This window comes from Arthrobacter sp. SLBN-112, from assembly GCF_006715225.1.
Classification (GTDB): domain Bacteria; phylum Actinomycetota; class Actinomycetes; order Actinomycetales; family Micrococcaceae; genus Arthrobacter.
Window position 1 is genome coordinate 246,579 of sequence record NZ_VFMU01000001.1, and the last position, 13,654, is coordinate 260,232.

The window sequence follows — 13,654 nt, forward strand, 5'->3', positions numbered from 1 at the left end:
TAGACTTGGACGGTGAGCAACCAGATCCCCGCCCCGGTGTCCGACGTCTTCGATCCCACGCGCTGGCGGGTGGTCTCCGGCTTCGAGGACTTCCAGGACATGACCTACCACCGGCAGGTGGAGCGGGATTCCGACGGCGGCTGGGTGCGTGACCTGCCAACGGTCCGGATCGCGTTCAACCGGCCAGAGGTCCGCAACGCGTTCCGGCCGGGCACCGTGGATGAGCTCTACCGCGCCATGGACCACGCCCGGATGACGCCCGACGTCGCCACCGTGCTGCTCACCGGCAACGGCCCCTCCCCCAAGGACGGCGGCCACTCCTTCTGCTCAGGCGGCGACCAGCGGATCCGGGGCAGGGACGGCTACCGGTATGCCGACGGCGAGACGCAGGAAACCATCGATCCCGCACGTGCCGGCAGGCTGCACATCCTGGAAGTCCAGCGGCTCATGCGCACCATGCCCAAGGTGGTCATCGCCGTCGTCAACGGCTGGGCAGCAGGCGGCGGGCATTCCCTGCACGTGGTCGCCGACCTCACCATCGCGTCCCGGCAGCATGGCAGGTTCAAGCAGACGGATGCCACGGTGGGAAGTTTCGACGCCGGCTACGGCTCGGCGCTGCTGGCCCGGCAGGTGGGGCAAAAGACCGCCCGGGAGATTTTCTTCCTGGCGCGCGAATATTCCGCTGAGGACATGGTTCGGATGGGTGCGGTGAACGAGGCGGTGGACCACCAGCGGCTGGAGGAAGTGGCCCTTGAGTACGCCGCGGACATCGCCCGGCAGTCGCCGCAGGCCATCCGCATGCTGAAGTTCGCGTTCAACCTCGCCGACGACGGCCTGGCCGGCCAGCAGGTGTTCGCCGGTGAGGCTACCCGCCTGGCATATATGACGGACGAGGCCGTGGAGGGCAAGGAGGCCTTCCTGCAAAAACGCGACCCCGACTGGTCACGCTTCCCGCACTACTTCTAAGGCAGGACGGCAATGAACAGCGAAGAAACCCCGGCACCCGCCCCCATCGGGCCCCTGAACATCGATCCCGCCCTGAAAGCCCTCGCGGCCGCCCTCCATGGCGAGGGCCCCGCCGTCGAACTGTCCGTAGGCCCCGACGGCAGGCTGGTGGTGGGCCACGTGGAAACGCCGGGCTGCGACGACGCCGTGGCCGTGGTCCGCACCTCGGGTTCCACCGGCACACCCAAGGCAACCCTGCTGACCGTGGAATCCCTGGCGGCCTCCTCCATGGCCACGGCCCTGCGGCTCAAGGGCGAGGGGCAGTGGTTGCTGGCGCTGCCCGTCCAGTTCGTCGCCGGTATCCAGGTGCTGGTGCGGTCCCTGTTCGCCGGCACCCGGCCCTGGGTCATGGACATGTCCGGCGGCTTCACCCAGGAGGCCTTCACCGCCGCCGCGCTGGAACTGACGGACAAGATCCGGTTCACGTCCCTGGTTCCCACCCAGCTGCAGCGGCTCCTGGACGATCCGTCGCCGGACACGCTCGCCGTCCTCCGCCGTTTCAACGCCATCCTGCTGGGCGGCGCCCCCGCTCCGCCGGCCCTTCTGGCAGCTGCCCGGGACGCCGGGGTCCGGGTGGTCACCACCTACGGTTCGGCCGAAACCTCCGGCGGCTGCGTGTACGACGGCTACCCCTTGGAGGGCGTCTCGGTCCGGGTGGCCGAGGACGGCCGGATCCTGCTGGGCGGGGACACGGTGGCGGCCGGCTACATCGAGGCGCCGGACGAGGAAACCGGAACCTTTTTCGAGGAGGACGGCGTGCGGTGGTACCGCACCAGTGACCTGGGCGCCATTGACGACGACGGCCGCCTCACTGTGCTGGGCCGGGCGGACGACGTCATCATCACCGGCGGCGTGAAGGTATCCGCGGGGCACGTCCAGGAGCAGTTGGAAAAGTCCGACGCCGTCGCCTCGGCTTTCGTGGCTGGGGTACCGTCCGCGGAATGGGGCCAGGCCGTGGCGGCCTACGTGGCCCTCGCCCCCGAAGCCGCTGCCCGGCACCATGCCGGGGACCCCGCCGTCGTGCTCCAGCAGCAGTGGCAGCAGCAACTGGGGGTCCTGGCACCCAAGACCGTCCTCACCGCATCGGCCCTGCCGATGCTGCCCAACGGCAAACCTGACCGGCTCGCCATGACCGCCGAGCTCAGCGCCCTGCACGGGGGAACGTAGAGTTGGACCTGCACCACCGCGGCGGGTGCGCACGTTCCGTCCTGCCGTCTTACCGAAACAACACGAGGTACTAACCGTGGCCACAGCCGCCCAATGGATCCAAGGCGCCCGACTCCGGACGCTCCCGGCAGCGATCGCGCCGGTGCTGATCGGCACTGCCGCCGCCTACGAAATGGACTCGTTCCTCCTGCCCAACGCCATCCTCGCGGCGCTGGTAGCCCTCCTGCTCCAGGTGGGCGTGAACTTTGCCAACGACTATTCGGACGGCATCCGCGGGACCGATGATGACCGCGTGGGTCCGCTGCGGCTGGTGGGCTCCGGCGCCGCCAAGCCTGAACACGTCAAATGGGCGGCGTTCGGAACCTTCGCCCTGGCCATGGTGTTCGGCCTGGTCCTGGTGTTCCTCACCCAGGCGTGGTGGCTGATCCTGGTGGGGCTCGGCTGTGTCATGGCTGCCTGGGGCTACACCGGCGGCAAGAACCCCTACGGCTACATGGGCCTGGGCGATCTCTTCGTCTTCGTGTTCTTCGGCCTGGTGGCCACCCTCGGCACCACCTACACCCAGGCCGGCCACATCAGCCTCTCCGCGGTCATTGGCGCCATCGGCACCGGCCTGATCGCCACGGCGCTGCTCATGGCCAACAATGTCCGGGACATTCCCACGGACATGCAGGCCGGGAAGAAGACCCTGGCCGTGCGGCTGGGTGACAAGCATGCGCGTGAAAGCTACGTCCTGATGCTCGCCGTCGCCATCCTTCTGGTGGTGATCCTGGCGCCGGGCCGGCCCTGGATCCTGATCGTGCTGCTGCTCATTCCGGCCTGCCTGATGCCGGCCTGGCTGATGATCAACGGGCGGAAGCGCAAGAGCCTGATTCCGGTCCTGAAGCAGACCGGCCTGATCAACCTGGGCTACAGCGTGCTGTTCTCACTGGGGCTGATCCTCAGCCACGGGTTCTAGCCCTTGTGGTCGCTGCCTTTGGCGTTGTTGATGGTGATGTCCGGATTGGCGTCAAGCAGGGCGTCCTCGGCGTTGGCGTCCTGGACCTCGCCGGCGGAACGCAGCGGCTTGGCCTTCCCGGAGAAGCGATGCTGCAGGGCTGCTGCGGCGGCGTCGCGCTGCTTCTGAAAGAAGAGGTAGCTGATGGCAAAGGCAATGAGCGCGGCGCAGACGACGGACATCAGCACCCCCACCTGCAGAAGCGCAAACAGGGCAAACAGGGGCACGAAGATCGCCAGCCGGATCAGGGAATATTTCAAAAAGGCCACTATTCAAGTTTAGCCGCCTCCGCCAGCGGCCCCTGCGCGTCCTGACGATAGACTTAATGGCATGCTCTTCCGTGTGGCTTTGGCCGTCGCAGTCCTCGTCATCTTCGTGTATGGCCTGGTGGACGTGATTCGCACTGAGGGCCGACTGACCCGTGGAATTTCGAAACCGGCCTGGATCATCGTACAGATCGTCCTGCCCGTCCTGGGTGCCATTCTGTGGCTCGTGATCGGCAGGCCGCGCGGCACGGCGCAGCCGCGCCCCAGCTACCCGCATCCCACTGCCCCGGACGATGATCCGGATTTCCTCCGCAACCTTGAGGCCCGCCGGCGCAACCAGGCCGAGGCGGAGCGCCTGAAGAAGCTCCGGGATGAGCTGGAGGCGAAAGCCAAGGAGGACGGCGGCAACGGCCAGCGCGGTACCGATGAACACGATGCCGACGGACTGAAATAAGCCCCATGGCGTTCCAACCCGGCGGAGATGAGGGGCGCCTGCCGGCTCCCCCACCAAGGCCCGGCCTGTCCTACTCCGCGCCGCCGCCCATCCCCGTCACTCCCCTGGTGCCCCCGGTTGTCCGGACGGCCCGCACACTTTGGGTTCTCAGCTTCGCCGCTGGGCTGGCCGTCCTGCTGGGATCGTTCGTGGCCCGTGACTCCAACCTGCAGCGGCTCCGTGGCGTGGTGGCGGACATGGCGTCAGGCAGCGACGCCGAGTCGGTGGGTACTGCGGCGGAAATCGTGTTTTGGGGCAGCATCGGTGCGCTGTTGCTGGTGACCGTGCTTGAAGCAGCTTTCCTGGGCGCGGCCCTGGGCCGCCGGAAGTGGGCCCGCTGGGTCCTGCTGCTGCTGCTGGCCGCCCACGTTCCCGTCCTGCTCCTGGCATCGGCCTTCCTGGTCCCCAGCGGCGCCGAGGGCAGCTACGTGGTGATGGCGTGGGGCGCCGGCCTGCTCCTTGCGGCCGCCGGGATCGTCCTTCTGTTCCTGCCGGCTGCCGGAGCCTGGCTGAAACGGAACCCTGCCTAAAACGGAACCTTGCCGGAAGCGTGAGCCCAGCAGGGTAGGGACTCCGCTCCCTACGCTGACCGGGCCTGGCTGTCCCTGCCCGCCAAATCCGCCAGGACACCCTCGCAGCTGCGGATCACTACCCGGCAGGCTTCAAGTGCGGATCTGGGAGTGAGCGGGCTTTCAGCAACCCTGCGCCAACGTGCCAGGCAGCGCCGCGCCTCGGCGGCCAGCAGATGAGGGCTGGAGTCTCCCGCCAGGCCCAGCCGCAGATCCGGAGCCGTGCCGTGACCGCCGATGAGCCGTTCAGCTTCCGCCGCCAGTTCCGGGGCAAGGTCCACCCCAGTGGTCCGGAGGGCTGCCAGCAGCCGGAGCTCACGGAACTCATGCGCGTTTGCCTGGAGCCGCTCCAGGGACGCCGCCAACCGTTCCGATCCCTCGCAGGGGCGGCTGTCCAGGAGGTTCCCCACCGCAACCAGTGCAGTCCTGGCCTTGAGCGCCTCGGCCCGCGCCTGGAACTGCCGGTCCAGTACGTCCAGCAGAGGATCCAGGCCGCTGCGGCGGGCCAGTTCATGGGCCAGCGGCGTTGGTTCCGGGTATCCGTTGCGGATGAGGACTACGGCCAGCCGGATACCGAAAAGCCCGTAGCGCGCCAGCAGTGAGGAGCGTGCTTCTTCCGTCAGTCCCTCAGGTTCCTCGGATCGGCGGAACCTGTCGGCCGAAAGCATCATCCGTTCCCGCGCGGCCCGGTCCAGGGTGGCCAGCAGTTGAAGGGCCTCGAAGTCCGGCTGGCGAAGGGTGCGGGCGCTTTGGGCGAGCAGTCCGGCGACGGGGACAACGCCCAATGCCAACTTCCGGAGGTTGGGGTCCCGGCTGTACCTTTCCGCGATGGTGCCGGCGGACAGCAGGGAGTCGATGCGGCCGGCCCCCACCTCGTCCGCCCGGGACAATACCGCGAGGGCGTTGACGGTACCCGAGCGGCCCGTTCCGGTGTCCTGGAAGGATTCCAGGAACCGGAGGTCGGACGCATGCAGGTGGCGCATCAGGTAGATGACCGCATCAGCTTCCGACGCCGAATCCTCCGGGGTCAGGAACCTCAAGGACCGCGCTGACACGTCCTGGGAGAGGGAGGCGATGCCAGGGGTGTCAATCAGCGTCATGGCCTGCAGGGCCGGCACGGGCCATTCGACGTCCAGCCGTTCCACGTCTTCTGCCTGGACGCCGTCAAGGACGAAGACCAGGCGCCCGTCCACGCGCTTCAACGGCAGGTTCCGGGGCTCCCCGGTGATGGGGTGAAGGGTGATGCGGGGACTGTGTCCGTGCCGGTACCACGTGACGATCCGGGTGCATTCGCCGGTGTCAGTGGGTGCGATTTCCTCACCGATGATGGCGTTGAGGAGCGTTGACTTCCCTGCCTTCACCATGCCGGCAACGGCAATCCTCAAGGGCTCCGCCAGGCGCCGCGCATAGCCGCGCAGCGCGGCGGCGGCCTGCGGGTCGTCGGCGTAAACCTCCAGCGCTTCCCGGATCAACGCAGCTGCCCCCGCGGTAGTGGACGGCGTCATCCAACCTCCGCCCCACTGCGGGTCCCGGCGGCAAGCACCTCTGCGGCCGCGGCCTTCGCGGCGCGGTGCAGCGCATCCACCTTTTTGAGTTCGGCCCTGATGTCCCGGATGCGTCCTTCCTTCTCCTGGGCATACGATGTGGCAGCCTTCTGGGCCGCGGCCACGGAATCCGACAACGACCTGTGGTACTCGTCCGCGATCTCGGTGAAGTGGTCGCGGATGGTCCGCTGAACCAGGCGCAGCCTGTCCTTCAGCTGCTTTCCCACCTGGAACGTCACGTCGTCGAGCTGGCGCCTGACCAGCGCTTTCGCCTCGCCCTGGCGCCGCTTGAGCCGTGTTTCCTTGTCCTCGCGGTAGGCTTTGCGCCCCAGCAGCAGCCCGGCGCCCACCGAGAGCGGATTGATCAGGGCCATCCCGAAAATTCCCGTCAGGAGGCCAAACATCAGGACGCCGCCATAGGACCCGCGCATGCCGATCAGGACTTTCTGGACCGGGTTCACGCGCCCCGGATCCAGTCCCGGCATCTGGTCCACCGGGTCCAGCGCGTCCCCTGAGTCGGCCACGTGCAATACGGGCAGCGATACTTCGTCGGCGGCGAAGTGTTCGGCCACCTGTGTGGCCAGCCATTGCGACCGCTCGCTGGTCCAGACGAAGGTGTCGGAGACGGCGGCGGCGACGCACTCTTCGAGCCACTGGGAGAACTGCGGCCAGACCGGTCCGGGATCGCCCTGGTCTATGGCCGTCTCGGCCTCCCGCTGGATCCGGCGCAGGCGGTCCCGGAGGTCGTACTCCATGTCGGCAATGAGGTCGTTGATGCCGTCGCTGAGGGTCAACTGCCAGCGGGCGGACCGTTTCCGCATGTCGTCCGCCTCTGTCTTGGCCCGCTCAAGGTCCGCAAGCATCTGCGGCGTACCGGCAGGGTTTTCCAGGGCCTCAAGCTCGGACTGCAGGGACAGCCGCAGGTTGTCCGTCACGGACAACAGGTCCTGGCTGACGGACCGGCGCTGGATGCGCTGTGCCTTGCCCACCACATCGTTGCGAAGGTGGGCCACCAGGGCGGGGAAGCCCGATTCTGCGTTGAGCTCGCTGTCCTGGAGCCGTGAGGCCTCAAGGCGGAGGTCCGCGGACAACGGGAACAGCGGAATCTCCGGCGCCACCTGGTCCAGGTGTGTCCTGTCCAGCTCCTCCACCCGGCGCCATTCCGGGTAGAGGTCCGTCTTGGAGAGGACGGCTGCAACGCTGGGGGTGATCCGCATGGCCTGGCGCAGGAACCGCAGTTCCGGCTCCGTGTATTCCTGGGAGGCGTCCGATACCAGCAGCATGGCGTCGGCGGTGGGCAGGGCGGTAAGGGTGGTGAGGGTATGGGTGGAGCCCATGCCGCCCACGCCCGGGGAATCAATGATGCTGAGGCCCCCGGTGAGGATCCGCCGGGGCAGGCAGACCTCCGCGGCCATGAGTTTCCTGCTGTTGCCCGGGTTGCCCTGCTCCGAGACGAGCGCCGGAAGATCTGCCAGGTCGACGGGCCGGCGCTCAACGCTGTTGTCCCCGCCGTCACCCGCAGCCTCGCCGGCAGGTTGTTCCGCCGCGGGGACCAGCACCGCGGCTGAGGCCGGATCCCCGTAGCGGACGATGGTGGGCACGGAGGTGGCAATGTCGTCGTCCACCGGGCACACGGGTGCGTTCACCAGGGCATTGATGAGCTTGCTTTTCCCCTGCTTGAACTCCCCCACCACAATGACCCGGATGCTGGGGTCCTGCAGGCGGGCCATGGCCTGGGCCAGCCTCCTGCGCAGGTCCGCACGCTCTCCGGCGCCCACCAGTTGCAGGCCCTCCTCAACGAGCCTCACCAGCTGGCCGGCCGTTGTTGGCCCCGGTGCCCTTGCCGGTCCTGCTTCTGCCACAGCGGTCCCCTTTTTCTGTGCGCTGTCGGTACTACGGGAACAGCCCGGCAGGAGGTATGTGCCTCCTGCCGGGCGGTTTACGTCCCGGACGTAGCGTGTTGGAACCAGCGTGTTACAGCACGGTGGAGTCGTCAACCACCGAATCGTCGATGGTGGTGTCGTTATCGAGGTCAATATCGGTGTGGCTGGAGTTGTCCTCCGTGAAGTCGAGCTGGTTGTCCGCGACCACCACGCTGTCCTCCACATTGCTCGTGGCCGAGTTGTCCTGGAAGGAGTCTTCCACGTCGACGTCGACATCCACCGCTGTGGCAGTGGAGTTGTCCTGGTTGAAGGAGTCCTCCACCGCCGTCGTGGTGGAGCTGTCCTGGTTGAAGGAGTCCTCCACCTCCACAGTGTTCTGGGTGGAGTTGTCCGAGTTGTCGTTGAACGAGTCGCGGACATCGAGGTCCGTGTCAGTGCTGACGGAGTGGTCCGACTGGTCCGAGTTGTCGTTGAAGGAGTCGTCCAGGTCCAGGTCCGTGTTGAAGGAGTCGGCGATGTCCGTCTCCTCGTTGCCGATGTTGACGTCTCCGCCGGCCCGGATGGAATTGTCCGTGGACTCGTCGGTGGAACGGTCGGTGTTGTAGGAATCCCTGATGTTGTTCGAGTCCTGGAGATCGGCGTCGTCGCCGGCGGCCACGGCATGGTCCCCGGCTGCCACCACGGCGTCGTTGTCGAACCACTGCTCCACGTCTCCGTCCGCCCAGATGTTTTGGCTGACCGACTGGTCCGTGACGGTGTCCCGGTCGTCCACCATGGTGGTGCTGGTGGTATAGGAGAAGTGGTTTACCACGTGGTGCAGTTGCTGTACCGCGTGGGCGTGGTCGTCCTGGTCGTAATTCCTGCCGCCATGTGCGGCACCCTGGCTTCCGCTGTGGACAGCTGATGCACCCACGGCATGGCCCGCCGAGGCGCCTGCTCCCGCCCACGCGTTGCTGACGCCGGTGTTGTATTCGCGCTCGAACGACGGGGCGTTGACGCTGATGGGTGCATAGTCGAGGACCACAGGCATTGCAGCGTCAACGTCAGCCAGGCACACGTTCCCCAGGCCGTGTTCGGATAACGCCCTCTCCGGGTCATCCAGGAAGGCCTGGAAAGCCTTGCGGTTGCCAAAGAGGTGCATCAGGAATTGAACAAGGTCGTTTGCGAGTGTTGGCATATGCGTGGTCCTCACATCTTCGTTGAGTTACGGATCATCCGGCGGAACGTGTCCGGCTGCTTCAAACCTAGGTTCGCTGCCGGAGACAGGGCATCGGGCGCATTCCCCCTACCGGTTGGATCCGGCCCGGGGCGCTCCCGCCTCCGCTGCTAGGGGCATTAGGGACTACTCCTGTTGCGGGTTCATGTGCTGGTTATTCTCAACGCCGAGTGCCACCCTCAAACGGGCCAGCAGGTCGGACCGGTTTTCAGCGCCAAGGCGGCGACGAATCCGGGCAATGTGATGTTCTGCCGTCCTGGGCGAAATGTAGATGGCTTCGCCGATCTCCCGGTAGGTTTTGCCCTCAAGGACCAGCCTGGCCACTTCCTTTTCCCGTTCACTCAGTCCGGAGCCGTCCGGCTGGTGCGCCCTGCCGCCGTTCTCGGCAGGAGTCCCGGTTTGAATCCCGGCCCCTGACATGCCGCCGGCCGGGCTGCCCTGCGGGTGAAGGTCCCGGGCGCAGGAGAGCAGGCGCATCATGTCCCGCCGCTCGTCGGCACGCGCGGCGGCGTGACCGGCCAGCCTTGCGCCCTCCCAGGGCATTCCAACAGCACCGAGCAGCCTGGCCGCGCCCTCCACGTCGGAGGTGCGGAAGCGGCCGGCGAGCACCGATACCCAGGCTTTTCCCGCCGTGGCCAGGACTGCGGCAAGCTGGCTGTGGGCAGAGGCCCGTGCCAGCGCCGTTGCATGCGGGGCAAGATCGGCGGGGCTTTCATTGAGCAGTGCGGCCTGGACGGCGGCCCAATGCAGGGGAACGGCCCACAGGGCGGGTTCGCCCAGGCGGCCCAGCAGCTTCCATGCCTCTTCCAGGTAGTGCACCACGCGCCGCGTCTCCCGCAGGCGGGCAGCAGCGATCAGCAGTTCCCCCCACGGCAGCAGGTTGTAGAGGTCCACCGAGGTATGGAGCATGGCCTCGCGCGCCCGTTCCCATGCCCTGAGGAGTTCCGGAACGTCGCCGTTCCGCCGGGCGAGGCCCACCTCGAGTGCAGCGCACATGAACTCGTCGCGCGGGACCAGCGGCCAGTGGTTAGCCTTGGCGGCTTCCGTGGCGGCCAGCCGGGCATCCTCGAGTTTGTCCTGCATCATGCACGCCCAGGCCTGCAGCAGCAGGAGCCTGGGCTGCGCGGCATTGCCTCCCTGCCCGGCAGCGGCAGCAGCCCTGCAGACGGTTTCCGCCAGGTGTGGCTCACCGGTGTGCAGGGCCAGCAGGGCTGCCAGTGCGGCTGGTGTTTCCGGCAACGGAAGTGATGTTCCTGCCGAGTTCAGCGTGTCCGACGCGTGGATCAGCACGGAGATGCCCTGTTGCGGTTTCTCGCCCAGGGATGCAAAGACGCCCTGGCCAGTCTGGACCAGGGTGGCGGCAAGCAGGGTGGGTGACGCTGCCGGCGCCCCGGGCTGGAAGAATGCCTCCGCACCGTCCCGGTCTCCCACTCCTATCAGGACGACGGCGGCGAGGGGCGCTGATACGCCCACCCGCTCCGGGCCCAGCCAGCTGTAGACATCGGCTCCGCGGGCAAGCATCCCCCGTTGGGCCCAAACGGAGGCGGCCACGTCCGCACCCCGGCGGGCATCCTGCGGTTCCGTGCTGACCAGGAGCGTGTCGATGGTGCGGGCAGCGGCATCAAGTTCACCATCGCCGGCTGCCGCCTGCGCGCGCCGTGCTGCCGTCGCCACCGGATCGGCGCCGGCCAGGAGGGCCTCCTCGTAGAGCTGCGACGCGAGCCTGGGGTTATGCTCCAGTGCATTGTCCGCTGCCAGCTCGAGTTCCGCGGCCACCCGGGCGTCAGTAAGTCCTCCCCGGGCAAGCTCGCGGGCAAGGTTTCCCAGCCGCTGTCCCGTCGAGGTGAACACATCCACGAGCTCACGCTGGAGCGCGTGAACCTTGGCAATGGGTGTGGCGGCCAGCAGTGCGTGCTGCGCCGTGCCCACCACAGTACCGTCCGGCCCCAGCAGCCCTGCGGCCTCTGCCCGGTCCACCAGGGCATCAAGGTCCTCCACCCCGCCGTTGCCGAACTTCTGCTGCAGGCCCGCAGGCAGCGGCCCCGGCAAAGCGAAACCCACTGACAGCGCCATCAGCAGTTCCCGCACCACGGCGTTGGTGCCCTTCAGCTGCCTGGCCATTAGCTCTGCGGCGTGCAACGGGTGCCCCTGGTCCTCCGGTCGCGCGGACGCGGCCTCCAGGTGTTCCTCCCGCTGAAACTGCACGTCCTGATACTGCCCGTCCTGATTTTGCATGTCCTGATGCTGCATGTCCTGAAGCTCCGCTCCCTGGATCTGCCCGTCCATATCAGGCCGCCGGAGAGGTGGTCGGGGCCGTTTCAACGGCTGCTTCAACAGAAGGGGAGGCGGGCTCCACCGGTGTCTCTTGCGACAATGACGTAGCTTCCACGGCCACCTCCGTTATGGTCGTCGAGGGATTAGGGGCAGGTGTCGAACTTGTGTTGTCCGTCGGGGTGGGCGAGGTCGTTCCCTCAGTGGGCGGATCAGTCGCGGGAGGAGTGGTAGTGTCCCCTGTCCCGGAATCGGTTGGAGTTTCGGTGTCTGAACTCCGAGTGGGTTCGGCTGAACCGCCGGGCTGCTGGGTGTCCGAAGGGGTGTCCGACGGGGTCCCGGAAGGAGTGTCCGAAGGAGTCCCGGAAGAGGTGTCCAACGGGGAGGTGGGATCCACGGTAACGGCTCCCGGAACAGTCCCTGCGCCGTCCGGCGTCCCCCCGGAACCAGCGAGTGGATCGGCGGCGGCAGCTTCGCCTGCCACAACAGGTCCGTCCGCAATGGCGCTGCTTCCTGGCCCCGGGCCTTCGCTGCCGGCTTCCTGCGCGGCGGGGGGTGCGGCAGCTGCTTCCAGCCCGGGCCCTGGGGCAAGGGGTTGCTTGGCGCTGGCCTCGATGCCTGCGAGTGGTTGAGGGACCCCGGCAGCGCTGGCTGCATCCCCGGCACCGGCCGCGTCGGTACCGGCTGCATCTGAGCCGCCTGTAGTGCTGGCACCGGCCTGGGGCACGAACATGGCTGTCAGGCTGCCGAAGCCGTCCGGGCTTTGGGCGGCAGTTGCCGTGAGGACCGTCAGGAGAGCGGCGGCTGCGGCAACAGCGGTCACGCGGACGGTGGGTTTCGGGGCGTGCGCGCCCCCTGCCCCGTGCCGGGCACCGCGGACGGTGCCCGGCCCTGCAGGCGCGCCTGCCGCCGTCGTATATTTGCGCGACCAGCTGGGCATGGCCGGGCCGGTTGGCGCAGGCGGTACTTCAGAGAGTACGACGGCGGGCGGAGCCTCCGCTGCGGTGACTACCGCCTGGGATTCCGCTGCTTCAGCTTCTGCCGCAGCTGCGGCGTTGGCAAGGACGGCCGCTACGGCGGCCCCCAGGCAAATGGAGGACTTGGGGTCGGCGTCCACCGCGATGGGCCGGTCCAGCTCCTCCGACACCACCTGGGCCACCAGGGGAATCCGGGACGAGCCCCCGATCAACAGCACCGTGGACAGGTCTGCCGGCTCCAGGTGGAGTTGGGCCAGGGAATGCTCCAGGGCCTCCACCGTTTCCCGCACGGGCTCTTCGATCAGCGCCTCGAACTCTGAACGGACCAGGCGGACCTGCTGCTGGACGCCGGGCAGCAGCACCGGAATGCTGGCCTCACTGTCCGCAGAGAGCGCTTCCTTGGCCTCCACGCATTCCCGCCGGAGCCGCGTCAAGGCTCCCAGCACCGCCGGATCGCTGGTGTCCAGATCTTCCAGCGCGTTCCCTGTATGCGTAACCACGTACCGGAATACGGCGGCGTCAAAGTCGGCGCCGCCCAGGTCTTCGATGCCCTCCGGGCGCCCCAGGAGCTCAAAGCGGCTGCTGCCGGACTTCCTCAGCACGGCGGTATCGAAGGTGCCGCCACCGAGGTCGTACACGGCAATGGTGCTGCCTTCCTCCACCCGCACCTGGGATGCGTAGTGCAGGGCTGCGGCCTCGGGTTCGGGAAGGAGGGTGACGTTCTCCAGGCCATGCGCGGCGAGGGCATCGCGGATCACTGACAGGCGGTGGTTGCCCCAGGCTGCGGGGTGGGTCAGGAAAACGGCCGACGCCGGGCCCCCCTCGCGTTCGGCGGCCCGGTCCGCCACCCAACGGGCCATGGTGGCGAAGACATCTTCCGGCTGCAGGGCCAGGGTGCCCAGGACGAAGGGGACGTCGTCGCCGATCCGGCGCTTGAATTCCCGCACTACGCGTTCGGGCGAATCCAGTCCGCGGCGTTCCGCGGCCTCGCCCACCAGGACGGGGCCTTCCTCGGGGTAGTACACCACGGAGGGCACGGACGCTCCACGCGCGCCAAGGGGCAGGCACTCAGGCACGGCGGAGGGACCTTGGTGGAAACGAACAACGGCAGCTGCCGTGAAACTGGTCCCGACGTCAACGGCGAGAGCGTAGCTCATGGGTACCTCGGAAAGCTGGTGGTCCACCTGCAAGCTTCATCACAGGGAACGTCACCAACGTAGCATTACCCAAGGACCGGGGAACACCCCTGTTGCTACATCGAATGGT

At 67.5% G+C, this 13,654-nt stretch carries 11 protein-coding genes; 5 read left to right on the forward strand and 6 right to left on the reverse strand.

The window, feature by feature from the left end:
* Nucleotides 1-12 precede the first annotated feature (12 nt).
* The 3 genes from FBY33_RS01245 (at nucleotide 13) to FBY33_RS01255 (ending at nucleotide 3,130) form a co-directional block, all read left to right on the forward strand.
* Entirely contained in the window at nucleotides 13-966 is a 954-nt protein-coding gene (locus FBY33_RS01245) for a 1,4-dihydroxy-2-naphthoyl-CoA synthase (RefSeq protein ID WP_142028940.1), read from the forward strand.
* Between the two features lie 12 nt (nucleotides 967-978).
* Entirely contained in the window at nucleotides 979-2,172 is a 1,194-nt protein-coding gene (locus FBY33_RS01250; RefSeq protein ID WP_200831292.1) for an AMP-binding protein, read from the forward strand.
* A gap of 76 nt (nucleotides 2,173-2,248) precedes the next feature.
* Complete coding sequence (locus tag FBY33_RS01255) at nucleotides 2,249-3,130, forward strand: 1,4-dihydroxy-2-naphthoate polyprenyltransferase (protein ID WP_142028941.1); 882 nt, start codon at nucleotides 2,249-2,251, stop codon at nucleotides 3,128-3,130.
* On the opposite strand, the gene FBY33_RS01260 is transcribed toward FBY33_RS01255, so the two are convergent.
* Nucleotides 3,127-3,438 (reverse strand): DUF4229 domain-containing protein, encoded by a 312-nt coding sequence (locus tag FBY33_RS01260; protein WP_200831293.1) that lies wholly within the window; start codon nucleotides 3,436-3,438, stop codon nucleotides 3,127-3,129. The genes FBY33_RS01255 and FBY33_RS01260 overlap by 4 nt on opposite strands.
* Before the next feature lie 61 nt (nucleotides 3,439-3,499).
* On the opposite strand from FBY33_RS01260, the gene FBY33_RS01265 reads away from it, so the two are divergent.
* The gene (locus tag FBY33_RS01265) at nucleotides 3,500-3,889 is read left to right on the forward strand and encodes a PLD nuclease N-terminal domain-containing protein (RefSeq protein WP_142028943.1); all 390 of its coding nucleotides are present in this window, start codon (nucleotides 3,500-3,502) and stop codon (nucleotides 3,887-3,889) included.
* A gap of 5 nt (nucleotides 3,890-3,894) precedes the next feature.
* Nucleotides 3,895-4,458, forward strand: a complete 564-nt coding sequence (locus tag FBY33_RS01270) for a hypothetical protein (RefSeq protein WP_235010289.1) — start codon at nucleotides 3,895-3,897, stop codon at nucleotides 4,456-4,458.
* A gap of 50 nt (nucleotides 4,459-4,508) precedes the next feature.
* On the opposite strand, the gene FBY33_RS01275 is transcribed toward FBY33_RS01270, so the two are convergent.
* From FBY33_RS01275 to FBY33_RS01295, 5 genes are all read right to left on the reverse strand, one after another.
* Nucleotides 4,509-6,002, reverse strand: coding sequence for a dynamin family protein (locus FBY33_RS01275; protein WP_142028944.1), 1,494 nt, complete (start codon nucleotides 6,000-6,002; stop codon nucleotides 4,509-4,511).
* Nucleotides 5,999-7,903 (reverse strand): dynamin family protein, encoded by a 1,905-nt coding sequence (locus FBY33_RS01280; RefSeq protein ID WP_142028945.1) that lies wholly within the window; start codon nucleotides 7,901-7,903, stop codon nucleotides 5,999-6,001. The genes FBY33_RS01275 and FBY33_RS01280 overlap by 4 nt, the downstream gene beginning before the upstream one ends.
* Nucleotides 7,904-8,015: 112 nt before the next feature.
* On the reverse strand, nucleotides 8,016-9,101 hold the full coding sequence (locus FBY33_RS01285; RefSeq protein WP_142028946.1) for an IniB N-terminal domain-containing protein: 1,086 nt from the start codon (nucleotides 9,099-9,101) through the stop codon (nucleotides 8,016-8,018).
* A 165-nt stretch (nucleotides 9,102-9,266) separates the two neighbouring features.
* Nucleotides 9,267-11,375: a LuxR C-terminal-related transcriptional regulator gene (locus FBY33_RS01290; RefSeq protein WP_142028947.1), complete on the reverse strand. Its 2,109-nt coding sequence runs from the start codon at nucleotides 11,373-11,375 to the stop codon at nucleotides 9,267-9,269.
* Between the two features lie 52 nt (nucleotides 11,376-11,427).
* Nucleotides 11,428-13,545, reverse strand: a complete 2,118-nt coding sequence (locus FBY33_RS01295) for an Hsp70 family protein (RefSeq protein WP_142032419.1) — start codon at nucleotides 13,543-13,545, stop codon at nucleotides 11,428-11,430.
* Nucleotides 13,546-13,654: the final 109 nt, after the last annotated feature.